Annotated in this window: 23 protein-coding genes; 9 read left to right on the top strand and 14 right to left on the bottom strand. The window is 73.2% G+C overall.

The window, feature by feature from the left end; all coding sequences use genetic code 11:
• Nucleotides 1–54: 54 nt before the first annotated feature.
• The 5 genes from ACIP5K_RS10025 to ACIP5K_RS10005 form a co-directional block, all read right to left on the bottom strand.
• On the bottom strand, nt 55–1,134 hold the full coding sequence (locus ACIP5K_RS10025; protein WP_401407347.1) for an aminotransferase class V-fold PLP-dependent enzyme: 1,080 nt from the start codon (nt 1,132–1,134) through the stop codon (nt 55–57).
• A gap of 82 nt (nt 1,135–1,216) precedes the next feature.
• A complete protein-coding gene (locus tag ACIP5K_RS10020; RefSeq protein WP_401407345.1) occupies nt 1,217–1,930 on the bottom strand; it encodes a DsbA family oxidoreductase in 714 nt (237 codons plus the stop codon).
• Nucleotides 1,931–2,020: 90 nt separating this feature from the next.
• Nucleotides 2,021–2,491, bottom strand: coding sequence for a GNAT family N-acetyltransferase (locus ACIP5K_RS10015; RefSeq protein ID WP_401407343.1), 471 nt, complete (start codon nt 2,489–2,491; stop codon nt 2,021–2,023).
• A 57-nt stretch (nt 2,492–2,548) separates the two neighbouring features.
• On the bottom strand, nt 2,549–3,154 hold the full coding sequence (locus tag ACIP5K_RS10010; protein WP_401407341.1) for a DUF1349 domain-containing protein: 606 nt from the start codon (nt 3,152–3,154) through the stop codon (nt 2,549–2,551).
• Nucleotides 3,155–3,158: 4 nt separating this feature from the next.
• Nucleotides 3,159–4,700, bottom strand: a complete 1,542-nt coding sequence (locus ACIP5K_RS10005) for an aldehyde dehydrogenase (NADP(+)) (protein WP_401407339.1) — start codon at nt 4,698–4,700, stop codon at nt 3,159–3,161.
• A 161-nt stretch (nt 4,701–4,861) separates the two neighbouring features.
• Here ACIP5K_RS10005 and ACIP5K_RS10000 point away from each other — a divergent pair, with 161 nt between their 5' ends.
• Complete coding sequence (locus tag ACIP5K_RS10000; RefSeq protein ID WP_401407337.1) at nt 4,862–5,656, top strand: IclR family transcriptional regulator; 795 nt, start codon at nt 4,862–4,864, stop codon at nt 5,654–5,656.
• Between the two features lie 118 nt (nt 5,657–5,774).
• A complete protein-coding gene (locus tag ACIP5K_RS09995) occupies nt 5,775–7,235 on the top strand; it encodes a peptidoglycan D,D-transpeptidase FtsI family protein (protein ID WP_401407335.1) in 1,461 nt (486 codons plus the stop codon).
• Between the two features lie 50 nt (nt 7,236–7,285).
• Here the strand turns inward: ACIP5K_RS09995 and ACIP5K_RS09990 are convergent, their stop codons facing one another.
• Both ACIP5K_RS09990 and ACIP5K_RS09985 read right to left on the bottom strand, forming a co-directional pair.
• Nucleotides 7,286–7,837 (bottom strand): hypothetical protein, encoded by a 552-nt coding sequence (locus ACIP5K_RS09990; protein WP_401407333.1) that lies wholly within the window; start codon nt 7,835–7,837, stop codon nt 7,286–7,288.
• A gap of 80 nt (nt 7,838–7,917) precedes the next feature.
• A complete protein-coding gene (locus ACIP5K_RS09985) occupies nt 7,918–8,757 on the bottom strand; it encodes an HAD family acid phosphatase (RefSeq protein ID WP_401407331.1) in 840 nt (279 codons plus the stop codon).
• Between the two features lie 247 nt (nt 8,758–9,004).
• Between ACIP5K_RS09985 and ACIP5K_RS09980 the strand changes: the two genes are divergently transcribed.
• Nucleotides 9,005–9,325 carry a hypothetical protein gene (locus tag ACIP5K_RS09980; protein ID WP_401407329.1) on the top strand — a complete coding sequence of 107 codons (321 nt, stop codon included), beginning with the start codon at nt 9,005–9,007 and terminating at the stop codon, nt 9,323–9,325.
• 16 nt (nt 9,326–9,341) lie between these two features.
• Here the strand turns inward: ACIP5K_RS09980 and araD are convergent, their stop codons facing one another.
• The 6 genes from araD to ACIP5K_RS09950 all read right to left on the bottom strand — a co-directional run bounded on the left by araD (nt 9,342) and on the right by ACIP5K_RS09950 (nt 15,922).
• On the bottom strand, nt 9,342–11,084 hold the full coding sequence (gene araD, locus ACIP5K_RS09975; RefSeq protein WP_401407327.1) for an L-arabinonate dehydratase: 1,743 nt from the start codon (nt 11,082–11,084) through the stop codon (nt 9,342–9,344).
• Nucleotides 11,081–11,992, bottom strand: coding sequence for a dihydrodipicolinate synthase family protein (locus tag ACIP5K_RS09970; RefSeq protein WP_401407325.1), 912 nt, complete (start codon nt 11,990–11,992; stop codon nt 11,081–11,083). The genes araD and ACIP5K_RS09970 overlap by 4 nt, the downstream gene beginning before the upstream one ends.
• Nucleotides 11,989–12,666 carry a GntR family transcriptional regulator gene (locus tag ACIP5K_RS09965; protein ID WP_401407583.1) on the bottom strand — a complete coding sequence of 226 codons (678 nt, stop codon included), beginning with the start codon at nt 12,664–12,666 and terminating at the stop codon, nt 11,989–11,991. The genes ACIP5K_RS09970 and ACIP5K_RS09965 overlap by 4 nt, the downstream gene beginning before the upstream one ends.
• A gap of 385 nt (nt 12,667–13,051) precedes the next feature.
• Nucleotides 13,052–13,636, bottom strand: coding sequence for a TIGR03086 family metal-binding protein (locus tag ACIP5K_RS09960; protein WP_401407323.1), 585 nt, complete (start codon nt 13,634–13,636; stop codon nt 13,052–13,054).
• A gap of 124 nt (nt 13,637–13,760) precedes the next feature.
• Nucleotides 13,761–14,921, bottom strand: a complete 1,161-nt coding sequence (locus tag ACIP5K_RS09955; RefSeq protein WP_401407321.1) for a hypothetical protein — start codon at nt 14,919–14,921, stop codon at nt 13,761–13,763.
• Nucleotides 14,918–15,922 (bottom strand): 5-dehydro-4-deoxyglucarate dehydratase, encoded by a 1,005-nt coding sequence (locus ACIP5K_RS09950; protein WP_401407319.1) that lies wholly within the window; start codon nt 15,920–15,922, stop codon nt 14,918–14,920. Before ACIP5K_RS09950 ends, ACIP5K_RS09955 begins: the two co-directional genes overlap by 4 nt.
• 210 nt (nt 15,923–16,132) lie before the next feature.
• On the opposite strand from ACIP5K_RS09950, the gene ACIP5K_RS09945 reads away from it, so the two are divergent.
• From ACIP5K_RS09945 to ACIP5K_RS09920, 6 genes are all read left to right on the top strand, one after another.
• Nucleotides 16,133–16,978 carry an NAD-dependent epimerase/dehydratase family protein gene (locus ACIP5K_RS09945; protein WP_401407317.1) on the top strand — a complete coding sequence of 282 codons (846 nt, stop codon included), beginning with the start codon at nt 16,133–16,135 and terminating at the stop codon, nt 16,976–16,978.
• Between the two features lie 254 nt (nt 16,979–17,232).
• Nucleotides 17,233–17,994, top strand: coding sequence for a DeoR/GlpR family DNA-binding transcription regulator (locus ACIP5K_RS09940; RefSeq protein ID WP_401407315.1), 762 nt, complete (start codon nt 17,233–17,235; stop codon nt 17,992–17,994).
• Between the two features lie 104 nt (nt 17,995–18,098).
• Complete coding sequence (locus tag ACIP5K_RS09935; protein ID WP_401407313.1) at nt 18,099–19,469, top strand: ABC transporter substrate-binding protein; 1,371 nt, start codon at nt 18,099–18,101, stop codon at nt 19,467–19,469.
• A complete protein-coding gene (locus tag ACIP5K_RS09930; RefSeq protein WP_401407311.1) occupies nt 19,466–20,410 on the top strand; it encodes a carbohydrate ABC transporter permease in 945 nt (314 codons plus the stop codon). The genes ACIP5K_RS09935 and ACIP5K_RS09930 overlap by 4 nt, the downstream gene beginning before the upstream one ends.
• Nucleotides 20,407–21,240, top strand: a complete 834-nt coding sequence (locus tag ACIP5K_RS09925) for a carbohydrate ABC transporter permease (protein ID WP_401407309.1) — start codon at nt 20,407–20,409, stop codon at nt 21,238–21,240. Before ACIP5K_RS09930 ends, ACIP5K_RS09925 begins: the two co-directional genes overlap by 4 nt.
• Entirely contained in the window at nt 21,237–22,226 is a 990-nt protein-coding gene (locus tag ACIP5K_RS09920; RefSeq protein ID WP_401407307.1) for a zinc-dependent alcohol dehydrogenase family protein, read from the top strand. Before ACIP5K_RS09925 ends, ACIP5K_RS09920 begins: the two co-directional genes overlap by 4 nt.
• A gap of 74 nt (nt 22,227–22,300) precedes the next feature.
• Here ACIP5K_RS09920 and ACIP5K_RS09915 read toward each other — a convergent pair whose 3' ends face one another.
• Nucleotides 22,301–23,527, bottom strand: coding sequence for a TerD family protein (locus ACIP5K_RS09915; RefSeq protein WP_401407581.1), 1,227 nt, complete (start codon nt 23,525–23,527; stop codon nt 22,301–22,303).
• Between the last annotated feature and the right edge of the window lie 202 nt (nt 23,528–23,729).

Raw genomic sequence — 23,729 nt, 5'->3', positions numbered from 1 at the left:
GTGGCCCGGTGGTCCAGTGGTCCGGTGTTCCGGTGTTCCGGTGGTCCGGTGCGCTCAGCGCGCCAGCGCGGCGAGCAGCCGGTCGACGTCCTCGGCCGTGTTGTAGAGGTGGAAGGACGCCCGCAGGTTGCCCGCCCGGTCCGAGAGTTCGACCCCCGCCGCGTGCAGCTCCGGCTGCCGTACGCCCAGGCCGGGCACGGAGACGATGGGTGACCCCGGGGCGGCCACCGGCTCGTGGCCGTGCTCGGCGAGTCCCGCGCGGAAGCGGTCGGCGAGGGCGAGGTCGTGGGCGCGGATCGCCTCCGGGCCCAGCTCCTCGATCAGTTCGAGCGAGCGGCGGGCGCCGGTGTACGCGATCAGGCCGGGGGTCTCGTCGAAGCGGCGGGCGGAGCGGGCCGGCTCGGTGACCGGTCCGTAGCAGCTCTCCCAGGGCTTCTCCCCCGCGACCCAGCCGCCGAAGACGGGGAGCAGGTCGGCGGGGTCGGGCGGGCCGACGAAGAAGGCGGCGCCGCGCGGGCAGGTGAGCCACTTGAAGGCGACGGAGGAGACGTAGTCCGCCGCGGCGGCGTGTCCGGCGAGCGGGAACCAGCCGGCGGCCTGGGACGCGTCGACGTAGAGCCGGGCGCCGTGCGCGCGGGTGACGGCCCGCAGCTCCGTCAGGTCGGTGAGCCGGCCGTCCGCCGACTGCGCGGCGCTGACCGCGACGAGGGCCGTCCCGGGCCGCACCGACTCGGCGAGCGCCGCGAGCGGCACGGTGCGCACCTTCAGGTCCTGCCGTACGTGGAAGGGGTTGATGGTGGAGCTGAACTCGCCCTCGGCGACGAGGACCTCGGCGCCCTCGGGCAGCGCGGCGGCGATCAGCCCGGTGTAGACGGCGACGGAGGCGCCCGTCGCCACCCGGTCCACCGGGACCCCGGCGATCCGGGCGAAGGCCGCCCGCGCCTCCTCCACGTCCACGAAGAGGGAGTCGATCGGGCGGCCCTCGGCCATCGCGGTGATCGCCGCGTGCATCGCCCGCACGGCGCGGGCGGGCAGCAGGCCGGAGCTGGCCGTGTTCAGGTAGCTGGTGGCGGGGGTGTACTCGGCGCGGACCAGGTCCGTGTCGAGCTGTCGGGGCGCACCGGAAGTCTCCATGCGACCACTGTGCCCCGCCGCCAACTACCCGTCCATCGAGGATGTTTGAGCAGTACCTCTAAGCGGTCCTTATCAGTGCCGCTCAGGCCTGCGGGACGGCGCAGCCGTCGGGGCCGCAGGCGTCGCCGCCGGAGGGGTCGAGCACGGTCAGCGGGGAGCGGGCGTCCCACGCCTGGGTGAGGGCCTGGGTGAAGACCTCGGCGGGCTGGGCGCCGGAGACGCCGTACTTGCGGTCGAGGACGAAGAAGGGCACGCCGGTGGCGCCCAGCTCGGCCGCCTCGCGCTCGTCGGCGCGCACCGCGTCGGCGTAGGCGTCGGGGTCGGCGAGGACGCCGCGGACGTCGGCCTCGGCCAGGCCGGCGCCGACGGCGAGCCGCACGACGTGCTCCTCGTCGGCGAAGACGGACTCCCGGTCGACGAAGTTGCCCCGGTACAGGGCGTCGATCAGGGCGTCCTGCACGCCCTTGTCCTTGCCGAGGTGGAGCAGGCGGTGCAGGTCGAAGCTGTTGCCGTAGTCGCGGCCCTCGGTGAGGTAGGGCAGGCCGAGGGCGGCCGCCTGCTGTCCGAGCCCCTGCTCGTTCGCCGCGGCCTGGGCCTCGCTGATGCCGTACTTGTGCGCGATGTGCGGGACGACCAGACCGGTCTCGTCCTTCTTGACGCTCGGGTCCAGCTCGAAGGAGCGGTGGACGACCTCGACCTGGTCCTTGTGCGGGAAGGCGTCGAGGGCCTGCTCGAACCGGGATTTGCCGATGTAGCAGAAGGGGCAGTTGATGTCGGTCCAGATCTCGACGCGCATGGGGGTCTCTCGCTCCAGCTGATCACGGGTTCACGTCCGGTCGGGCGGGGGTGTCCCGCGCCGTCCGGTACAACCGGATGCCGCCTCCGGTCATTCCCGGGGCAGGCCGAGCCGCAGCTCGCGGTGGTGTCCCGAGCCGGTGCTCGGGCCGCGCCAGCCGTGGGCCGCGTAGAACGCCTGGGCCCGTTCGTTGTCGCGGTGCACGTCCAGCAGGGCCTCGGTCATCCCGTCCACCCGCCACTGCTCGACGCACGCGGTGTGCAGTTCCGTGCCGATGCCGCGGCGCCAGTGGGCCGGGTCGGTGTGCAGCTGGAAGAGCACGACCGTGGTGCCGTGCGGGTCCTCGTCGGGGCGGCGGAAGGAGGCGACGCCGACCAGCTCGCCGTCGCGGACGCAGACCAGGACGTGGGCGCGGGGCCGCAGGATGGACCGCGTCCACCGCTCCTGCCACAGCTCGGGGGTGTCGCCGTCCGGGAACCCGTCGGGGTAGTAGGTGGCGCGGGCGCGCTGGTGCAGGGCGGCGATGGCGGGGGCGTCGGCGGGGACGGCGGTACGGATCATGACCGGGAAGACGGTCCGGCCCCCGCCGCGGTTCCGGCCGGCCGCCCCCGCCCGGTGTCAGGAGCCGTCCCTGAGATCCTTCGGCCAGCCCTGGTGGAACTCGATGTGGTCGTAGGAGACGTCGCAGCCCTCGCCGGTCGGCGACTGCGCGAGGAACCCGATCAGCGGCGGCGCGGACGTGTCGTCCCCGAGGGCGAACACCCGGACGAAGGTCCAGGTCTCCCCGTCGGTCGAGGCGTGGAACGCGAAGGCCGACCCGGTACGGCTGACCCGCAGCCACACCGAGTTGCCCGGCACCACGAAGGAGTTGGCGTCGTCGGACCGCCCGCGCGTGACGACCGTGCAGATGGTCGGCTCGTGCGGGGACTGCTCGTAGCAGAGCTTGGCCCACTGCCGGTCCCCCGTGTGCACGTAGAGCACACCCGCGTCGAAGGGCGCGGCGAACCCGACGGTGACCCGGGCGCTGAACCGGAAGTCGCCCTCGGGCGCCCCGAGCAGCCGGGGCGCGTCGGAGGTGGGGTCGAGCGCGTCGCCGGCCGGCGGCACGAAGCGGTCCTGGCGGGCGCCGGCCCGGCCGGTGAGGACGCCGTCGGCGTACGCCCAGTGGCCCTCGGGGCCGTGGGCGCGCAGCGGGAAGGGCAGTTCGGGGAGGTGGAGTTCCATGGGGTCAGTTTTCCAGTCGTCCGTCGTAGCGCCGCGGCAGCCCCAGCGGGTTGCCGTCGCGCAGTTCGGGCGGGAGCAGGGCCTCGGGCGTGGTCTGGTACGAGACCGGGCGCAGCCAGCGCTCGATCGCCGTGCCGCCGACGGAGGTGGAGGTGGAGGTGGTCGCCGGGTACGGGCCGCCGTGGTGCTGGGCGGGGGCGACGGCGACGCCGGTCGGCCAGCCGTTGACGAGGACGCGGCCCGCGACACCCGTCAGCTCGGTGAGCAGCGCGGCGCCCCGGCCCCCGCCCTCGCCCGCGCCCCCGTCCTCGCCCGCGGCCTCGGCGGAGGACAGCTGGACGGTGGCGGTGAGGTTGCCGGGGAGGCGGGAGACGACGGCGGTGATCTCGTCGGCCGACGCGTAGCGGGCGACGACCGTGACCGGCCCGAAGCACTCCTCCAGGAGGAGGTCGTGGGCGCCGCCCGCGACGGCCAGCCGGGCGGCGGGGACGGTGAGGAAGCCGGGCGAGACGGTGTGGTCGCCGCCCGCGCCGGGCGTCACCGGGGCGGCCACGTCGGGCAGTGCGGCGCGCTCGGCGACCCCGGCGATGAAGTCGTCCCGCATCCGGTGGTCGAGGAGGACGCCCGAGCCGGTGCCGCTGACGGCCGCGGTGAGCGCCTTGACCAGGGTGTCGCCCGCCGGGCCCGCGGGCGCGAGGACCAGGCCGGGCTTGACGCAGAACTGGCCGACGCCGAGCGTCATGGAGCCCGCGAGCCCGGCGCCGATCTCCTCGGCGCGCTCGGCCGCGGCGGCCTCGGTGACGACGACGGGGTTGAGCGAGCCCAGCTCGCCGTGGAACGGGATGGGTGTCGGCCGGGCCGCCGCGGCGTCGAAGAGCGCCCGGCCGCCGCGCACGGACCCGGTGAAACCGGCCGCGGCGACCAGCGGGTGCCGGACCAGTTCGACCCCGGCCCCGAAGCCGTGGACCAGGCCGAGGACGCCTTCGGGGATGCCGTGCCGGGCGGCGGCCCGGCGGATGACGGAGGCGACCAGCTCGGAGGTGGCCGGGTGGTCGGGGTGGGCCTTGACGACGACCGGGCAGCCGGCGGCGAGGGCGCTCGCGGTGTCGCCGCCGGGCACGGAGAAGGCGAAGGGGAAGTTCGACGCGGCGTACACCGCGACGACTCCGAGCGGGATCTTGTAGCGGCGCAGGTCGGGGATGGGCGGGGTCGCCGTGTCGTCGGGGTGGTCGATGACGACGCCGAGGAAGGCGCCCTCGTCGACGACGTCGGCGAAGGCGCGCAGCTGGAAGCAGGTGCGGGCGAGTTCGCCGGTGAGCCGGACCGGGCCGAGGGCCGTCTCCGCGTCGGCCGCCTCGATGAGATGGGCCCCCGTGGCGCCGGCGCCGTCGAGCAGGTCGGCGGCGGTGCGCAGGAACGCGGCGCGCACGGCGCGGTCGGCGAGGGCGGGGCGGGCGGCGTCGGCGGCGCGGACCGCCTCGTCCACCTCCTGGGCCGTGGCCTCCACCGCGACCTGCTCCCGCTGCTTCCCGGTTCGGGGGTCCACACTCCAGACTGGTGCTGCTGCCTCGACTGCCACGGCGATGTCCTCCAGCTTTTCTCGCGGCTCGGCGGACGAGCCCCGAGGGTCGTTCGATATACTGAACGCTGTCTCTGTCGATGAACAATGCGGAGACTATTTCTCGTCGAACGAAGGGGTCAAGGGCGATGTCGGCAGACGAGACGGGGGCCGTCGCGGGCGGCGCGGCAGGCGGCGCGCAGGTCAAATCGGCGGTGCGGACGGTCGAGTTGCTGGAATATTTCGCGGGCCGTCCCGGGATGCACTCCCTGGCCGCGGTCCAGGAGGCCGTCGGCTATCCCAAGTCCAGCCTGTACATGCTGCTGCGCACCCTGGTCGAGCTGGGCTGGGTGGAGACCGACGCGACCGGCACGCGGTACGGGATCGGGGTGCGGGCGCTGCTGGTGGGCACCTCGTACATCGACGGTGACGAGGTCGTCGCCGCGGCCCGGCCGACCCTGGACCGGCTGTCCGACGACACCACGGAGACCATCCACCTCGCGCGCCTCGACGGCACGAACGTGGTCTATCTCGCCACCCGGCAGTCGCAGCACTATCTGCGCCCCTTCACGCGGGTGGGCCGCAGGCTGCCCGCGCACTCCACCTCGCTCGGCAAGGCGCTGCTGGCCACCCACACCGACGAGCAGGTCCGCAAGCTGCTCCCGCAGACGCTGCCCGCGCTGACCGAGCACACGATCACCGACCGCGAGAAGCTCATCGAGGAGCTGCACGCGGTGCGCGAGCAGGGCTTCGCGGTGGACCGCGAGGAGAACACGCTGGGGCTGCGCTGCTTCGGCGTCGCCGTCCCCTACCGGACCCCGGCCCGGGACGCGATCTCCTGCTCGGTGCCCGTGGCCCGGCTCACCCCCGCGCACGAGCAGATGGTCAAGGACGCCCTGTTCGACGCCCGGGACCGGCTGACCCTGGCCACCCGACGCCTCTGACGCGGCGCGTCCGACGGGACGCCGGGCGGCGGGGATCCGATGAGAGCTTCCTGAGAAAGTCTGTGAGGAAGGTCGCTCCAGGAACGAAACGCCGCGTTCCGCTCGTCTTGGGTGTGGGATGAACAAGACGATCAGACGTGCCTCCGTCTTCTGCCTGCTGCTCGTGCTCGCCCTGCTGGCGCGGGTGACATGGGTGCAGTTCTACGACGGCCAGGCCCTCGCGGACGACAAGGACAACCGGCGGACCGTGATGCAGCAGTACGCGCATCCGCTGGGCGACATCATCGTGGGCGGAGAGGCGGTGACCGGCTCCACGAAGACGGGTTCCGACAGCGATCTCGCGTACAAGCGGACCTACAAGGCCGGCTCGCTGTACGCGGCCCTGACGGGCTACACGTCACAGGTGTACGGCTCCACCCAGCTGGAGTCCCTCTACCAGGGCGTGCTCGACGGCACCGACCACCGGATCAAGAACCCGGTGGACCTGCTCACCGGGAAGAGCACCCGGCCCGGTGACGTGATCACGACGGTCGACCCGGGCGTGCAGAAGGCCGCGTACCGGGCGCTCGGCGACAAGAAGGGCGCCGCCGTCGCCCTCGACCCCGAGACCGGGAAGATCCTCGGCATGGTGTCGACGCCGTCGTACGACCCGTCGAGGATCAGCGGCTCGGGCTCGTCGGACGCGTCGGCGTGGAAGGAGCTGGCGGCCGACAAGGACCAGCCGCGGCTGAACCGGGCACTGAAGCAGGCGCTGCCGCCCGGCTCGACGTTCAAGCTGGTGGTGGCGTCGGCCGCGCTGGAGAACGGGCTGTACTCGTCGGTCGACGAGCGGACCGACTCCCCGAACCCGTACCTGATGCCCGGGACGCACACGTACCTGAAGAACGAGAGCGCGTCGGCCCCCTGCGAGAACGCGACGCTCAGGACGGCGCTCCAGTACTCCTGCAACAACGTGTTCGGCAAGATCGCCGCCGATCTCGGGGAGAAGAAGCTCAAGGCGATGGCCGACAGGTTCGGCTTCGACGACGCGAAGCAGGACGTGCCGGTGCGGGCCGCCGAGAGCGTGTTCCCGTCCGGCATGGACGGCGCGCAGACGGCGCTGTCCGGCATCGGCCAGTTCGACGTCACCGCCACCCCGCTCCAGATGGCGATGGTCTCGGCCACGCTCGCCAACGGCGGTCTCCAGGCGTCGCCGCACATGGTGTCCAAGGTGACGGACGCGGACGGCGACGCGGTCACCGAGTTCCCGGACTCCGACACCGAGCGGGTCGTCAGCGCGTCCACCGCGAAGCAGCTGCGCTCCGCGATGGAGACGGTCGTCGGTCAGGGCACGGGCACGAACGCGCGGATCGCGGGGGCCACCGTGGGCGGCAAGACCGGTACGGCGCAGCACGGCGAGAACAACAGCCAGACGCCGTACGCCTGGTTCACCTCGTACGCGAAGGACCACTCCACGGGCCGCTCGGTGGCCGTCGCGGTGCTCGTGGAGCAGTCGAACGCGGCACGCTCCGAGGTCAGCGGCAACGGCCTCGCGGCACCGATCGCCAAGGCGATGATGCAGGCAGCGCTGAAGCACTGAGGCGCTGAAGCACTGCGGCGCTGCGGCGCTGCGGCAATGCGGCAATGCGGCTAGCGGCGGCGCAGGAGTACGCGGCGGAGCAGGCCGCGGCGCACCGGGGCCGGGGGCGGGGGCGGGGGTTCCCCGGACCCGGGCCCGGTGGCCGGTCGCGTGGACGCCGGGCGCTTGAACCAGTGGTAGACGACCCAGGCGCCGCACGGCTCCCAGCCGTCGGGGACGGCGTCGCCGGGGCCGGCCGGCTCCCTGCGGTACTCCCAGAGCCGGGGGTGCTCCGGGTCACGGTGGCAGACGAAGCGGCCGAGGGCGTCGATCTCCCGCAGCTCCCAGCCTTCGGCGCCGAAGCGGTCCAGGAGCGCCGCGTCGGCGAAGGTGTCGGCGCTCCAGCGCCAGACCTCGACGTGCTCGTCGGGCGCGGCCCGCTCCGGCGCCAGCAGGCCGGCCAGGGCGCCGGGCGGACCGAACGCGGGGGCCGGGTCGGCGCCGCCGGACCGCGCGGCGAGCTCGTCGACCGTCGCCGTCACGTGGCCGGGCGGCAGACCGCGGCCGTGCAGCTCCCGGGAGACCTCGCCCCAGTACGCCGCCGCCCTCGTCCCGTCGCCCACGCGCCGCCTCGCCCTCGCCGATGTGACCGGGGCAGTCCCCGGTGGGGCCATCCAACTACAGCGCCGCGGCCGCCCGGCTCCTACTCCACGTAGTAGGTGGGGTTGGGGAACTTGAACGTCCGGTCGGCGTGGCCGCCCTCCAGGTCGGAGTACTGGTCGCCGAAGTTGCCGACGATGTCGTAGCCGAGCGACTCGATGTGGGCCCGGGTGCCCGACTTGTACTGCACGGTCGTGCAGTTCCAGGCGGCCGCGGTGGCGCAGCCGCTCAGATAGGCCGGCGGGTGGACGGTGTCCTTGAGGAAGACGTGCTCCGTGTCGAGGCCGACGTCGATGCCGACCTTCTTCAGGTTCTCCACGGCTCCGGCGCGCTGCGACTCCTTGAGCCCGGAGTTGTAGAAGACGGTGACGCCCCTGCGGGCGGCGTACCTCACGAGTTCGGGGGTGCCGGGCACGGCGGGCCGGTCGGCCCTCGCCACATAGTCCGCCCAACTCGCGCTGTTGTACGTGTAGTTCGTCTTGATCTCGTAGTCGAGGCTGAGCAGCAGCGTGTCGTCGATGTCGAAGACGACGGCGGGCTTCCTGCCGTGGCCGCCGCGCCCGCCGTGCCCCTCGGAGGCCTTGACCGTCTCGGCTGCTTTGGCTGCTTTGGCCGCTTTGCCGATGGAGCGCTCCGCCCTGGCGACCGCCCGCGCCATGTCGTCGGCGTACGCGCTGTCCGGCGACGCCTGCCACACGCCGTCGGCGTCCTGGGCCGCGCCGTAGTAACTCTTGATCTCGCCGACCAGCAGACCGATGTTGTGCGGCTCGGCCGTCGTGTCCCCGCGCGGGTGCTCGGCGACGGCGGCTCCGGTGCCGTAGAGGACGCCGCCCGTGAGGGCGCAGGCCGCCGCGAGGCCCGTGAGGGTGAGGGATCTCCGCATGTCATGCCTCCGGAATCAGGGACCCGGCGCGCGGGGGGAGCGCGCCGGACTCGCACTGTCTACGCGCATCACGCGCCGGGGACCGGCGCCTTTGCCCGATCGATATCCGGCGCCCGGGCGAGGGGTGCGCCGACGCGTCGTTTTCAGCACCATTGCCCAGGTGTGAACCGCGCTTGACCTGGTGTTGAACCCGGACCCATAAGGTCGTCTGACACACCTACGCCCGATGGAGCAAGGACGGATCATCGTGACTGCCGGAGTCACCCTCGCCACCACGGGACACGGCCCCTCCCCCGTGATCCTCGGCGCCTTCCTGGTGGGCGGCGTCGTCGCGATCTGGACCGGAATGCACTGGGCGCTCGACCTGCGCGGGCTCACCACCCGGCGCGGCGGGCGCGTCCGGCACCGGCGGGACGGCGCCTGGGACGTGACGGGTCCGGCGAGCGACCTCGACGCCACCGGCAACCTGCTCGCGCGCCCCGGCTACCTGCGGCTTTTGGGCGCGATGATGGCGCTGGCCGGACTGCTGCTGATCCTCGTCGCCTACGCGCTGTGGCAGCTGGGCTGAGACCGCGGGCGGCGCCTCAGCCCGCGTACGGGTCGGGCACCGCGCCCCGCCGGGCCAGGAAGGCGAAGTCGCAGCCGGTGTCGGCCTGGGTGACCTGGGCGTCGTAGAGCGCGCCGTAGCCGCGCCCGTACCGCTCGGGCGGCGCGCTCCACCCCGCGCGGCGGCGCGCCAGCTCCTCGTCGTCCACGTCGAGCCGGAGGCTGCGGGCGGCCACGTCGAGGGTGATGCGGTCGCCGGTGCGCACGAGGGCGAGCGGGCCGCCGACGTGCGACTCGGGCGCCACGTGCAGCACGCACGTCCCGTAACTGGTGCCGCTCATCCGCGCGTCGGAGATCCGCACCATGTCCCGTACCCCCTGCTTGAGCAGGTGCTCCGGGATGGGCAGCATGCCGTACTCGGGCATGCCGGGCCCGCCCCTGGGGCCGGCGCCGCGCAGCACCAGGACGCTGTCCGCGGTGATGTTCAGCCCCGGGTCGTCGATGGTGCGCTGCATGGTCCGGTAGTCGTCGAAGACCACGGCCGGGCCGGTGTGCCGGAGCAGGTGCGGCGACGCGGCGATGTGCTTGATGACGGCGCCGTCCGGGCAGAGGTTGCCGCGCAGCACGGCGACCCCGCCCTCGGCCGCGACCGGGTTCCCCCGGGGCCGCACGACGTCGTCGTCGTGGACGCGGGCGCCGTCGAGCTGTCCGCCCAACGTGCCGTTCACCGTGGGCCGTTCGAGGTGCAGCAGGTCGGTGATCCGGGAGAGGAGGGCGGGCAGCCCGCCGGCGAAGTGGAAGTCCTCCATGAGGTACGTCCGTCCGCCGGGCCGCACGTTGGCGAGGACGGGGACGGTGCGCGCGATGCGGTCGAAGTCGTCGAGGGTGAGCGCGACCCCGGCGCGGCCGGCCATCGCGATCAGGTGGATGACGGCGTTGGTGGAGCCGCCGAGGCAGAGCACGGTGGTGACGGCGTCGTGGAAGGCCTCGCGGGTGAGGATCCGGGACGGCCGCAGCGCGGTCCACGCCAGTTCGACGGCGCGGCGCCCGGAGGCGGCGGCCATCCGCTCGTGCGCGGAGTCGACGGCCGGGACGGCGCAGGCGCCGGGCAGCGTCATGCCGAGGGCCTCCGCCGCCGCGGTCATGGTGGAGGCGGTCCCCATGGTCATGCAGTGGCCCGGCGAGCGGGCCAACCCGCCCTGGAGCTCGCGGAGTTCGCAGTCGGTGAGGTTGCCCGCGCGGTGCTCGTCCCAGTACTTCCACATGTCGGTGCCGGAGCCGAGGGTCGCGCCGCGCCAGTGGCCCGGGAGCATCGGCCCGGCGGGCACGAAGAGGGCGGGGACGTCGGCGGAGGTGGCGCCCATGAGGAGCGCGGGCGTCGACTTGTCGCAGCCGCCGAGCAGCACGGCCGCGTCCACCGGGTAGGAGCGCAGCAGTTCCTCCGTCTCCATGGCGAGGAGGTTGCGGTAGAGCATCGGCGTCGGCTTCTGGTACGTCTCCGAGAGGGTGGCGACGGGGAACTCCAGGGGGAAGCCGCCCGCCTGCCAGACGCCCCGCTTGACCGCCTCGGCGCGCTCGCGCAGATGGACGTGGCAGGGGTTGATGTCGGACCAGGTGTTGACGACGGCGACGACCGGGCGGCCCCGGTACTCCTCGTCCTCGTAGCCGAGTTGCCGCATCCGGGCGTTGTGCGACCAGGTGCGCAGGGCGCCCTCGGTGCCGAACCACTGGTGCGAGCGGAGCTGTTCCGGGGTCAGCCGCGCGGGGCCGTCGTCGCTCACGCCGACCACCGCGCGACGATCTCCGCGACCTCGGCGCGTTCCGCCGGGCCGAGTTCCCGGCTGGGCGGGCGGACGTCGCGGCGGCACAGGCCCAGCGCGGCGAGGGCCTCCTTGACGACGGAGACGTTGTCGGCGGAGGCGTCGGCGGCGCGCAGCTCCTCGAAGCGGCGGATCCGCTCCCAGACCTTCATGGCGGCCGGGTGGTCGCCGGAGCGGAGCGCCTCGATCATGGACCGTGAGAGGTCCGGCGCCACGTTGACCAGGCCGGAGGTGAAGCCGGTGGCACCGGCCGAGAAGTAGGAGGGGGCGTACGGCTCGGCGAGCCCGGCCACCCACACGAACCGGTCGAGGCCCGCGTCCCGCGCGAACGCCGCGAAGCGCGCGGCGTCCGGGACCGCGTACTTGACGCCGATCACGTTCGGGCAGGCGGCGCCGAGTTCGGCGAGCCGGGCGCCCGGCAGCGCGGCGTTCCTGAGGTAGGGGACGACGCCGAGTGCGGGCACCGCGTCGGCGACGGCCCGGTGGTAGTCGACCCAGCCGCCCGCGGAGACGTACGGATGCACCGGCTGGTGCACCATCACCATGCGCGCGCCGTGGTCCGCTGCGTGCCGGGCGGCGTCGATCGCGGTCGGCACGTCGTGGCCGACGCCGGCCAGGACCGTGGCGGCGGTGCCCGCCTCGGCCAGGGTCACCTCGGCGACCCGGCGGCGCTCGGCGGCGGTCAGGGCGTAGAACTCGCCGGTGTTGCCGTTCGGCGTGAGGGTGCGCACGCCGGCGTCGAGCAGCCGTCGCAGCAGGGCCCTCAGGGCCGGTTCGTCGACGGTGCCGTCGGCGGCGAACGGGGTCACCGGGATCGCCACGACGTCGGCGAGCGCGGCCCGCTGGGTCGCGTACGTGGTCGTGGTCACCGCTCCCCCTCGGCGTCCCGGAGTTCGGGGAAGGCCCGCCGCACGAACGACGCGATGTGGTCGCGCAGCGCGCGGGAGGCGCCCTGCGCGTCACCGGCGAGCGCGAGTTCGAGGATCTCCCGGTGCTCGGCCGCCTCCCGCTCCCAGGACGGGTCGGCGGCCCAGGCCACGGCGGCGACCAGCGCGGCCTGGTCGCGCACCTCGTCGAGCATCCTGCCGAGCAGCGGGTTGCCGCAGGGGGCGTAGAGGGCGCGGTGGAAGGCGCGGTTGGCCAGCGACCTCCGGGCCGCGTCCGGTGCCGCGTCGGCGGTGCGCAGGGCGTCGCGGGCCGCGTCGAGAGGTGCCTCGCGCCGCACGGTGCGGCGCAGGGCCTCCGGTTCGAGGAGGAGGCGCACGTCGTAGACCTCGCGGGCCATGTCCGCGTCCACCGTGCGCACCGTGACGCCCTTGTATTGGCTCATCACGACGAGCCCGGTCCCGGCGAGCGTCTTGAGCGCCTCGCGCACCGGCGTCTTGGAGACCCCGAACTGGGCGGCCAGGTCGGCTTCGACCAGGGCCTGCCCCGGGCTCAGCCGGCCGGTCAGGATGCGGTGCTTGATGTCGTCCAGGACGAACTGGGTGCGGGAGGGGATCGGGGTCGGGGCCGGGGCCGGGGCCGGGGCCGGGGCGGACATCGTCGGGGCGGGCACGGTCGGGTGGGGCACAGAGGTCATGCGCGCCTCTCGCGTAGGGCCTGTCATGCAGGATGCTTCGCGCAGGAAGCTCCGTGTATGACGTCTCGTGTATGGCGTCTCATATATGACGTACGAAGTACGACGGGTCGAAGGTAGGAGCGGGGACGGGGTTCGTCAATGCCTCCGGCCCGCACCGATCGTCACCGCGCCCCGTCGAGGACACGGCGTCTCGCCGTGCTGACCCGGGACCTGCACGCGGTGCCCGGTCTCCGGGGCACGTTCTGGATCGTGCCGGGCGGCGCGCGCGGCCCGCTGCCCGCCCGGGCCACCGGCCCGGACGAGTGGCGCATCGGGGGCGGCGCCGGTCAGGGCGGGCCCGCGGGGTCTACGGCCGCCAGCCGGGGTCCCGGCCGCTGAGGCCGATCACCCGGTCCGTGAGCGGCGCACCGTCGGCGACCGGGACGACCGGACCGAACAGGCCGCCGCGTCCGGCGTCGTCGGCGGCCGGGGCCAGCAGCGCGTGGGCGGCGCCGAGGGCCGCGTCGTCCGGGGTGTACTCCTGGCCGGTGGCGCGGGCCAGGTCCCAGCCGTGCACGACGAGTTCGTCGGCGGTGACGAGCCCGGCGACGGCGCCGGGCAGATCGAGGCCCCCGGCATGGGTCGTGCCGTCCCAGGCGGCGGGGTCCCGCCACGCCTCGACCAGGGCGTCGAGCGCCTTGGGCAGGTCCGCGCGCCAGTCCCCGCCGAGCTCCGGGAGCGTGCTGCCGGGCCGCTCCCCGCCGCCGTCCGGTCGCTCCTTGCGGGCCGTCGCGCGCAGACCGGCGGCGAGGCCCGCGAGGTGGCCGATGAGATGGCGCACGGCGTAGTCGGGGCAGGGCGTCGGCAGGTCGAGCTGGTCCTCGCGGACGCCGTCGGCGAGCCGGGCGACGATCCGGGCCTGGGGACCGAGGTCCACTGTCGTGTCACTCATGGCGACCCTTCCGGTGAGACGGGGGACGGTAAGTCGGTGGGGCGGTGGGGCGGGGTTCACCGGTACAGACCCCGCCGCGCGCCGGAACTCATCGGCCCCCGGCTCCCGGCTCACAGCTCCCGGCTCACAGCTCGGCGAGTGCCGCCCGCACCAGGCGGAGGTCCGCGTCCGAGGCCAGGCCCGCGTGGTAGAGGCGCAGCTCGTCCGCGCCCAGCTCGCGCGCGGCCCGCGCGTCGGCGGCGAGGGTGCCGGGGCTGCCGCCCATGCCGCGGACGACGGTGAGGTTCGCGGCGAGGATGCCCCTGCCCTCGGCGGCGAAGGGGGCCAGCAGGCCCGGACCGCCCGTGCAGGGCACGACCACGCCGTCGGCGACGGACAGGATGTGCGCGGGGTCGACACCGGCGTTGGCACCGCAGTGGTGGGAGACCGGGTCGGCGTGCAGCAGGACCTGGAACCCGGCCGGGGCCGCTTCCCGTACCGCCGCGACCGCCGCCTCCTGGAGGCCTCGCGCGGTGGCGTCGCGGTGGGCGCGGACGGCGCGGGCCGGCTCGGCGCCGAGCAGCCGCTCGACGCCCGCCCAGCCGTCGTCGGCGCGCTCGCCGCGCCATACGGGTTCCAGGGCGGCCCGCACCGCCCGGCTCGCCCCGTCGGGGTCCAGGCCGTGCCGGGCGTAGCCCGCCCGGCAGTCCGGGCAGAAGCAGAGCGACATCAGGTACTGCGCGGCCTCCCCGAGGGCGACGCCGCCGGTCTTGTCGTGGGCGTGCAGATGGGCGAGTCCGTACCAGCCGAGCGATTCGAGTTCGGTGCCGCGCGCGCCGGGCCGGGTCGCGGCCTCGGCGGCGAGGGCGACGAGGTGGGCGCGGACGGCGGACTTGGCGATGCAGGGGGCCCACGGGTAGCGGTCGCCGTACGCGTTGACGACGGAGGTGTCCGGATGTTCGGTGCCCAGGCGGGAGTTGTGGGCGAGGACGACCCAGGTGTGCACGTCGAGCCCGGCGTCGGCGAGGGCCGTCGCGGCCTCGCCGTAGGCGTCGCCGGGGGCCCAGTCGCCGGCCGGGTACGGCCGCAGGGCGCTGTCCTTCCAGCGCCGCTCGTCGACGGGGTAGAGCACGGCGGCGTGTTCGGCGGTGACCACGCGGTGCCGCGGGTGGCGGGGGGTGAGGGCCCGGGTGGAGTGGTAGGCGGCGGCGAGGGTGACCTGCTGGACGCCGAGTGCGGCGATGCGGCGGGCGGCGTCCGGGTCCCCGACGACGTCCCAGGGGTAGACGAAGGCGGAGGTCCTCACGCGCCGCGCTCCTCACCCGAGGCGTGCGGACCCGAGGTGTCCAGGCCTTCGGTGTCCAGGCCCGCGGTGTCCAGCGACCGTGCGGCGCCGGAGAGGAGCTCGGCGAGCTGTTTGACGTGTTCCTCGGTCGGCTCGTGCAGCGGTGGGCGGACCTCTCCGACGTCGAGGCCGGTCAGCCGCACCCCGGCCTTCACCAGCGCGACGGCGTAGCCGCGGCCCTGGTTGCGCAGCTCGACGAGGGGCCGGTAGAAGCTGTCCAGCAGCGCGTTCACGGTGTCGTCGTCGCCGGTGTTCAGCGCCCGGTGGAAGGCCTGTGCGAGGTCGGGCGCGAAGCAGAAGACGGCGGAGGAGTAGAGGGTGATGCCGATGCCCCGGTAGGAGAGCATGGTGAGTTCGGCGGTGGGCAGGCCGTTGAAGTACAGGAAGTCGTCGCGGACGCCCGCGGCGCGCACCGCGCTCACGGTCCGCTGCATCAGGTCGAGGTCGCCGAGCCCGTCCTTGAGGCCGATCACCTTCGGGTGGCGGGCGAGCTCGACGACGGTCTCCGGGGTGAACACGGCGTTGTCGCGCTGGTACACGATGATGTCGAGGGAGGTCGCCCCGGCCAGTTCGGTGTAGTGCCGCAGCAGGCCCTCCTGTCCGGCGACGACGAGGTAGGGCGGCATCGCCAACAGGCCGTCCGCGCCCGCCCGTTCGGCCGCGCGCGCGTACCCGACGGCGAGGGCGGTGCCGTATCCGGCGCCCGCGACGACCGGCACCCGGCCGTCCGTCGCCTCGACCGCGGCGGCCACGCACGCCTCGAACTCCTCGGGCGTGAGCGCGTGGAACTCGCCGGTTCCGCAGCAGGCGAAGACGGCGGCGGCCCCGGCCTCGACGCCGCGCCGCACGTGGACGCGGTAGGTGTCGAGATCGACGGCGCCGTCCGGTCCGTACGGGGTCACCGGGAAGAAGAGCGGGCCACTCGGGACACCGAGTCGAACGGCGAGGGCGGCTGACGTCACGGGCTCTCCCTGAGCGTTGCACGCACACATGTGCATGGTTCTGATCAGCGTCTATATGTCTGAACGCGTTCACCGTAAGCCGCCCTCCAGCGGGTGGTCAAGCGCCCGAACTCGGCGGAGACGAGGCAGACTCTTGACGGAGCGGGGCCACCTCCCTAGCGTGTCCACGAATGTGAATGCCGCTCACGCATGGACATGGAGAACCCGCACATGTCAGTCCCCTCCGCGCCCCGCACCATCCTGCTGACCGGCGCCGCCGGCGGACTCGGCACCCTGATGCGCGAGCTGCTGCCACCGCACGGGTACACCCTGCGGCTGCTGGACGTCCGCCCCGTCGCGGGCGCGCCGGACGCGATCGTCGCGGACCTGAACGACACGGAGGCGCTGCGCGAGGCGGTCCGCGGCGTCGACGGCGTCCTGCACCTGGCGGGCATCTCCCTGGAATCGACCTTCGACAAGATCGTCGAATCGAACATCAAGGGCACCCAGCGGCTCTACGAAGCGGTCCGCGCGGAGGGCGCCGACCGCCCCGACGGCACCGCGCCCCGGGTCGTCTTCGCCTCCTCCAACCACGCGATCGGCTACACCCCGCGCCCGCGCACCGAGGACGGCGCCCCCCTCGTCCCGGTCTCGACGCCGCGCCGCCCCGACACCTTCTACGGCCTGTCCAAGTCGTTCGGCGAGGACCTGGCCCAGTACTACTGGGACCAGCACGGCATCGAGACGGTGTCCGTCCGCATCGGCTCCTGCTTCCGCGAGCCCACCGACGTCCGCATGATGTCCGTCTGGATGAGCCCGGCCGACGGCGCCCGCCTCTTCCACGCGGCGCTGTCCGCGCCGGACGTCGGCCACACGGTGGTCTACGGCTCGTCCGCCAACACCCGCGTCTGGTGGGACCTGTCGAGCGCCCGCGCCCTCGGCTACGCGCCGCAGGACGACTCCGAGGTGTACGCGGAGAAGCTGCTCGCCGAGTTCGGACCGCTCGACGACGCCGACCCGGCACACCGGTACATGGGCGGGCGTTTCATCAACGACCCGCCGATCTGGCCCTACTGAGCCGGCCGCCGCCCACGCGGCATCCGGGCACCAATCGGGCCCGTCCGCCCCCCGGAACGGGCAGCGGCCCCGCCCGAACCCACCCGGTCCCCGGCTCCGGCCCAGGTCCGAGCCGGGCCGCCGCGCCCGCAGACGGACAGAAACGGGCCGCATCGCTCCCCCGACAGACCTGGTCACCACCCCGGGACGCCGGTAGAAATTCCGGAGCGGGCCCCGACGGGCCCGAACGGGCACCGGGGCACGGAGGGGGCGACATGAGCGCCGAGGAACGGCAGCGGGAGATCGTGCGCGCGGCGCGCCGCACCGGCAGCGTCGACGTGAGCGGGCTCGCGGCCGAACTCGGCGTCGCCAAGGAGACGGTCCGCCGCGACCTGCGCGCCCTGGAGGACCACGGCCTGGTCCGGCGCACGCACGGCGGGGCGTACCCGGTGGAGAGCGCCGGGTTCGAGACGACGCTCGCGTTCCGCACCACCATGCACGTACCGGAGAAGCGGCGGATCGCCACGGCCGCCGCCGAACTGCTCGGCGACGCGGAGACGGTCTTCGTCGACGAGGGGTTCACCCCGCAGCTCATCGCGGAGGCGCTGCCGCGCGACCGGCCGCTGACCGTCGTCACCGCCTCCCTGGCCACGGCGGGCGCGCTCGCCGGGTCCCCGAACACCTCGGTCCTGCTGCTCGGCGGGCGGGTCCGCGCGGGCACGCTCGCCACCGTGGACCACTGGACGACGAAGATGCTCGCCGGCTTCGTCATCGACCTCGCCTACATCGGCGCCAACGGCATCAGCCGCGACCACGGCCTGACCACCCCGGACCCGGCGGTCAGCGAGGTCAAGGCGCAGGCGATCCGGGCGTCACGGCGCACGGTCTTCGTCGGCGTGCACACCAAGTTCGGCGCGGTCAGCTTCTGCCGGTTCGCGCCCGTGGGCGCCCTGGAGACGATCGTGACGAGCACCCAGCTCCCCGTGTCCGAAGCACACCGCTACTCGCTGATGGGCCCGCAGGTCATCCGCGCCTGAACACCCGCCCTGCCATCAACTCCCGTGCCGGGCACGGGAGTCGGACCCGCACACCCGTCAGCCGTCGATTCATCCGTATACGCGACAGAAGTCCAGGAGCATCCATGCGAACCCAGAGCCGACGGAGGCCGCCGGGCGCCCTGCTCGCGACGGCCGCCGCAGGGACGCTGCTCACCCCTCTGCTGTCCGGCTGCTGGGCCGGCGCGGGCGGGCTCGGGGGCGGCGACTCCCTCAACGTCCTCATGGTGAACAACCCGCAGATGACCGAGTTGCAGAAGCTCACCGCCCGGTACTTCACCCGGGAGACCGGGATCAAGGTGAACTTCACGGTCCTGCCCGAGAACGACGTCCGCGACAAGATCAGCCAGGACTTCGCCAACCAGGCGGGCCAGTACGACGTCGCGACGCTCTCCAACTACGAGATCCCCATCTACGCCCGCAACGGCTGGCTGCACGAGCTGGGCCCGTACGTGCGCAAGGACCCCGGCTTCGACCAGCAGGACATCCTCGCGCCGATGCGCCAGTCGCTGACCGGCGACGACGGCAAGCTCTACGGGGAGCCGTTCTACGGCGAGTCGTCCTTCCTCATGTACCGCAAGGACGTGTTCGCGAAGAAGGGCCTGACGATGCCCGACCACCCGACCTGGAACCAGGTCGCCGACCTCGCGGCGAAGGCCGACGGCGCCGAGTCCGGCATGCGCGGCATCTGCCTGCGCGGCCTGCCGGGCTGGGGCGAACTGATGGCGCCGCTGACGACGGTGGTGAACACCTTCGGCGGCACCTGGTTCGACAAGGACTGGACGGCGCGCCTCGACGACAAGGGCTTCAAGGACGCGACGCGGTTCTACGTCGACCTGGTGCGCAAGCACGGCGAGTCCGGCGCCGCGCAGTCCGGGTTCGCCGAATGCCTCAACAACCTCACCCAGGGCAAGACCGCCATGTGGTACGACGCCACGTCCGCCGCCGGCTCCCTGGAGTCCGCCGATTCGCCGGTCAAGGGCAAGATCGGGTACGTCGCCGCGCCCACCGTGCGGACGAGGTCCAGCGGCTGGCTGTACACCTGGGCGTGGGGCCTGCAAAAGGCGTCCCCCAACCCCGACAAGGCGTGGAAGTTCATCTCCTGGGCCTCCGGCAAGGAGTACGAGAAGCTCGTCGGCGAGAAGTCCGGCTGGGCCGACGTGCCCGCGGGCAAGCGCGCCTCGACGTACGACATCCCGCAGTACCGCGAGGAGGCCGCCGCCTTCCAGGACCAGACCCGCGCCGCCATCGAGGGCGCCAGGCCGCGCGACCCGGGCGTCCAGCCGCGGCCCGCGCCCGGCATCCAGTTCGTCGGCATCCCCGAGTTCACCGATCTCGGCACCAAGGTCTCGCAGGAGATCAGCGCGGCCGTCGCCGGGCGCCAGTCCGTCGACTCGGCCCTGGAGAAGTCCCAGAAACTCGCCTCCGAGATCGCGAAGGAGTACGAGGGCCGATGACCACACCGACCGTGACCACGGCCGCCGCGGCCCGCCCCCAGGCCGCACCGGCACGGCGCAGCCCGCAGCGGCTGCGCGCCTGGGCCACCCGGGCCCCGCTGCTCCCCGCCCTGGTCTTCATGATCGTCGTCACCCAGCTGCCGTTCGTGGCGACGCTGGTGATCTCGTTCTTCGACTGGAACGCCCTCTATCCCGACGCCCGCCACTTCACCGGGTTCGCCAACTACTCCGAGGTCCTCACCGACCCCGACCTGCGCAAGTCGGTCCTGACGACGATCCTGCTGACGGTGACCGTCGTGGTGGTCAGCCTGGTCGCGGGACTGGGGCTCGCGCTGCTCCTGGACCGCAGGTTCCGGGGCCGCGGCATCGTCCGTACGCTGCTGATCGCGCCGTTCCTCGTGGTGCCCGTGGCGGCCGCGCTGCTGTGGAAGCACGTCCTCTACAACCCCGAGTACGGCCTGTTGAACGGCCTGCTGCACTACGTCGGCGGGCCGCAGCCCGACTGGATCTCGAACACCCCGCTGCTCGCCGTGGAGATGTCGCTGATCTGGCAGTGGACCCCGTTCATGATGCTGATCCTGCTCGCGGGGCTTCAGTCACGCTCCCCCGAACTCATCGAGGCGGCCCGGATGGACGGCGCCGGCCCCTGGCAGGTCTTCCGCCACCTCACCCTCCCGCACCTGCGCCGCTACCTCGAACTCGGTGCCCTGCTCGGCTCGATCTACATCGTGCAGAACTTCGACGCGGTGTTCACCCTCACCTCCGGCGGCCTGGGCACGGCCAACCTGCCGTACACCGTCTACCAGACCTTCTACCAGGCCCACGAGAACGGCCTCGCCTCCGCGGCGGGCGTCCTCGTCGTCATCGGCTCCATCATCATCGCGACGTTCGCGCTGCGCGTCGTGTCGTCGCTGTTCCGTGAGGAGGTGGCCCGCGGATGACGTCCGCATCGGCCCTCAAGGGCAAGGGGCTCGGGCTGGTCGCCTGGCTGCTCGGCATCGTCTTCTTCCTGCCGATCGCCTGGATGGCCCTGACCTCCTTCCACTCGGAGGAGAACGCCGCGACCAACCCGCCCTCCTTCGCCGCCGCGCTCACCCTCGACGGCTACCGCGACTTCTTCGGCGCGGGCGGCGGCGCCAGCCCCTGGCCCGCCCTGGTCAACTCGCTGGTGGCGTCGCTCGGTTCGACCCTGTTCGTGCTGCTCCTCGCGCTCCCGGCCGCGTACGCCCTCGCCATCCGGCCGGTGAAGAAGTGGACGGACGTCCTGTTCTTCTTCCTGTCGACGAAGATGCTGCCGGTGGTCGCCGGACTGCTGCCGATCTACCTGTTCGCGAAGAACACGGACCTCCTCGACAACATCTGGCTGCTGGTCGTCCTCTACACGTCGATGAACCTGCCGATCGCGGTGTGGATGATGCAGTCCTTCCTCGCCGAGGTGCCGGTCGCGGTGATCGAGGCGGCGCAGATCGACGGGGCCCGGCTGCCCACCCTCCTCACCCGGATCGTGGCCCCCATCGCGCTGCCCGGCATCGCGGCGACGGCCCTGATCTGCTTCATCTTCAGCTGGAACGAACTCCTCTTCGCGCGGGTCCTCACCGGGGTCGTCGCCCAGACCGCGCCCGTCTTCCTGACCGGCTTCATCACCAGCCAGGGCCTGTTCCTGGCGAAGGTGTGCGCCGCGTCGCTCGTGATCTCCCTGCCGGTGCTCGCCGCGGGGTTCGCCGCCCAGGACAAGCTGGTCCAGGGCCTGTCGTTGGGAGCTGTGAAATGAAGGCCGCGATCGTCGAATCCGTCGGCAAGGTCGTCGTGGGCGAGGTCCCCGACCCCACGCCGGGCCCCCGGGACGTGGTCGTCGAGGTCGCCGCCTGCGGCCTGTGCGGCACCGATCTGCACATCCTCCAGGGCGAGTTCGCGCCGACCCTGCCGGTCGTCCCCGGCCACGAGTTCGCGGGCACCGTCGTCGGGCTGGGCGGCGACGTCACCGAGCTGGCGGTCGGCGACCGGGTCGCCGTCGACCCCTCCCTGCACTGCCACGAGTGCCGCTTCTGCCGGGCCGGCCGGGGCAACCTGTGCGAGCGGTGGGCCGCGATCGGCGTGACCACGGCGGGCGGCGCCGCCCAGTACGCCGTGGCGCCCGCCGCCAACTGCGTCCGGCTGCCCGACCACGTACGCACCCAGGACGCGGCCCTCATCGAACCGCTGTCCTGCGCGGTGCGCGGCTACGACGTGCTGAACTCCCGGCTCGGCGCGCACGTGCTGATCTACGGCTCGGGGACGATGGGCCTGATGATGCTGGAGCTGGCCAAGCGGACGGGCGCCGCGAGCGTCGACGTCGTGGACCTGAACCCCGACCGGCTCGCCACCGCCCGGCAGCTCGGCGTCTCCGCGTCGGCGGCGGGCCCCGACGAGCTGGACCGGCCGGCCGGCTGGGACGTCGTCATCGACGCGACCGGCAACGCGGCGGCGATCCAGGACGGCCTCGACCGGGTCGCCAAGGCCGGTACGTTCCTCCAGTTCGGCGTCGCCGACTACGCGACCCGGGTGACCATCGACCCGTACCGCATCTACAACCAGGAGATCACCATCACCGGGTCGATGGCGGTGCTGCACAGCTACGAGCGGGCGGCCGAACTCTTCGCGGGCGGCGTCCTCGACCCGGACGTCTTCATCAGCGACCGTCTCCCGCTGGACGCCTATCCGCAGGCCCTGGACCAGTTCGCGTCCGGAGTGGGCCGCAAGATCGTGGTGGTGCCGTAGTACGGCCGGCCCCCTCGGCGGCGCGGGCAGCGAACCCGTGACCGCACCGCCGAAGGGGCCTCGCGGCCATCCCGCTACAGCGCCTGCGCGCCCGGCTTCACCATGCCGCGCACGGTCCGCGACTTCACGAAGTCGCCCATCGCCGTCATCTCCCACTCGCCGGTGAACTGCTTGATGAGCTTGGCCATCATGACGCCCGTCTGCGCCTCGGCGTTCGTCAGGTCGAAGCGGACCAGCTCCTCGTCCGTCGCCGCGTCGACCAGGCGGCAGTACGCCTTGGCGACCTCGGTGAACTTCTGGCCCGAGAACGAGTTCACCGTGAAGACCAGGCCCGTGACGTCCTGCGGGAGCCGGCCCAGGTCGACGACGATCACCTCGTCGTCGCCACCGCCCTCACCCGTGAGGTTGTCGCCCGAGTGCTTGATCGCGCCGTTCACGATCGAGAGCTTGCCGAAGTAGCAGCTGTCGACGTGATTGCGCTGCGGCCCGTACGCGATGACCGACGCGTCCAGGTCGATGTCCTTGCCGCGGAAGGCGGGCTCCCAGCCGAGGCCCATCTTGACCTGACTCAGCAGCGGCCGGCCGCCCTTGACCAGGGACACCGTCTGGTTCTTCTGGAGGGAGACCCGGCCCTTGTCCAGGTTGATCTTCCCGGCGCCCGGCGCGGGGGCCTGCGGGGCGGCGGGCGCGGCCGGGGCGGCGGCCTGCGGCGGGGGCGGCGCGATGCGCGGGTCCACCGGCGGGGTGGTCGGCGCGGGCGCCGCCACCGGCGCGGCCGGGGCCTGGGCGGGCGCGGCCGGGGCCGCCGGCTCCTCGACGGAGACGCCGAAGTCGGTGGCGATGCCCGCCAGCCCGTCCGCGTACCCCTGGCCCACCGCGCGCGCCTTCCACGCGCCGTTCCGCAGGTACACCTCCATGATCACCAGTGCGGTCTCGGTGCCGAGCTGCGGCGGGGTGAACGTGGCGAGGACCGAGCCGTCGGCCGCGTCGCGGACCGTGGCCGTCGGCTCGATGCCTTGGAACGTCTGCCCGTCGGCGTCCGGGCTCGCGGTGACGACGATCTTCTCGATGCCGGGCGGCACGGCCGTGGTGTCCACCGTGATCGAGTCGGGGGACGTGCCCCCGCCCGACGTGTACGTCACACCCGGCCCGGCGGGCTGGTTGTAGAAGATGAAGTCGTCGTCGGAGCGCACCTTGCCGTCGGCGGTGAGCAGCAGGCCCGAGACGTCGAGCCGCACGGGGGCGGTGACGTCCACCGCCACGCGCTGCGCCGTGAGCGGGATGTTCGAACCGGGGGTCATAGCGGTCATGTCCCAGGTAACGAGCGGATCCGCTTTACCGTTCCCTTACCGAAGACTTTTCTTCCGGCGGTGTTCGTGCCGCCCAGGTCGCCGGGGCGGCGCAGCGCGGAGGCGAAATGCAGGCGTCCGGAGATCGAGGCCGGCGGAACCGGCGGAATGCCGGCGGCGCGTATCAGCCGGGCGAGGCATTTGTTTTGCGAGA

It is taken from the genome of Streptomyces sp. NPDC088785, from assembly GCF_044750685.1.
Lineage (GTDB): Bacteria > Actinomycetota > Actinomycetes > Streptomycetales > Streptomycetaceae > Streptomyces.
Note: the sequence above shows the minus strand (reverse complement) of the source record. Positions and strands in the feature narration are given on the sequence as shown.

Excerpts from the sequence above, each read along its gene's own strand:
- ACIP5K_RS09935 (WP_401407313.1), top strand. The coding sequence starts at position 18,099 with ATGCGAACCCAGAGCCGACGGAGGCCGCCGGGCGCCCTGCTCGCGACG.
- ACIP5K_RS09925 (WP_401407309.1), top strand. The coding sequence starts at position 20,407 with ATGACGTCCGCATCGGCCCTCAAGGGCAAGGGGCTCGGGCTGGTCGCC.
- ACIP5K_RS10000 (WP_401407337.1), top strand. The coding sequence starts at position 4,862 with ATGTCGGCAGACGAGACGGGGGCCGTCGCGGGCGGCGCGGCAGGCGGC.
- ACIP5K_RS09995 (WP_401407335.1), top strand. The coding sequence starts at position 5,775 with ATGAACAAGACGATCAGACGTGCCTCCGTCTTCTGCCTGCTGCTCGTG.
- ACIP5K_RS10020 (WP_401407345.1), bottom strand. The coding sequence starts at position 1,930 with ATGCGCGTCGAGATCTGGACCGACATCAACTGCCCCTTCTGCTACATC.
- ACIP5K_RS09985 (WP_401407331.1), bottom strand. The coding sequence starts at position 8,757 with ATGCGGAGATCCCTCACCCTCACGGGCCTCGCGGCGGCCTGCGCCCTC.
- ACIP5K_RS09920 (WP_401407307.1), top strand. The coding sequence starts at position 21,237 with ATGAAGGCCGCGATCGTCGAATCCGTCGGCAAGGTCGTCGTGGGCGAG.
- ACIP5K_RS09915 (WP_401407581.1), bottom strand. The coding sequence starts at position 23,527 with ATGACCCCCGGTTCGAACATCCCGCTCACGGCGCAGCGCGTGGCGGTG.
- ACIP5K_RS09960 (WP_401407323.1), bottom strand. The coding sequence starts at position 13,636 with ATGAGTGACACGACAGTGGACCTCGGTCCCCAGGCCCGGATCGTCGCC.
- ACIP5K_RS10015 (WP_401407343.1), bottom strand. The coding sequence starts at position 2,491 with ATGATCCGTACCGCCGTCCCCGCCGACGCCCCCGCCATCGCCGCCCTG.
- ACIP5K_RS09965 (WP_401407583.1), bottom strand. The coding sequence starts at position 12,666 with ATGTCCGCCCCGGCCCCGGCCCCGGCCCCGGCCCCGACCCCGATCCCC.
- ACIP5K_RS10025 (WP_401407347.1), bottom strand. The coding sequence starts at position 1,134 with ATGGAGACTTCCGGTGCGCCCCGACAGCTCGACACGGACCTGGTCCGC.
- ACIP5K_RS09940 (WP_401407315.1), top strand. The coding sequence starts at position 17,233 with ATGAGCGCCGAGGAACGGCAGCGGGAGATCGTGCGCGCGGCGCGCCGC.
- ACIP5K_RS09945 (WP_401407317.1), top strand. The coding sequence starts at position 16,133 with ATGTCAGTCCCCTCCGCGCCCCGCACCATCCTGCTGACCGGCGCCGCC.
- ACIP5K_RS10010 (WP_401407341.1), bottom strand. The coding sequence starts at position 3,154 with ATGGAACTCCACCTCCCCGAACTGCCCTTCCCGCTGCGCGCCCACGGC.
- ACIP5K_RS09930 (WP_401407311.1), top strand. The coding sequence starts at position 19,466 with ATGACCACACCGACCGTGACCACGGCCGCCGCGGCCCGCCCCCAGGCC.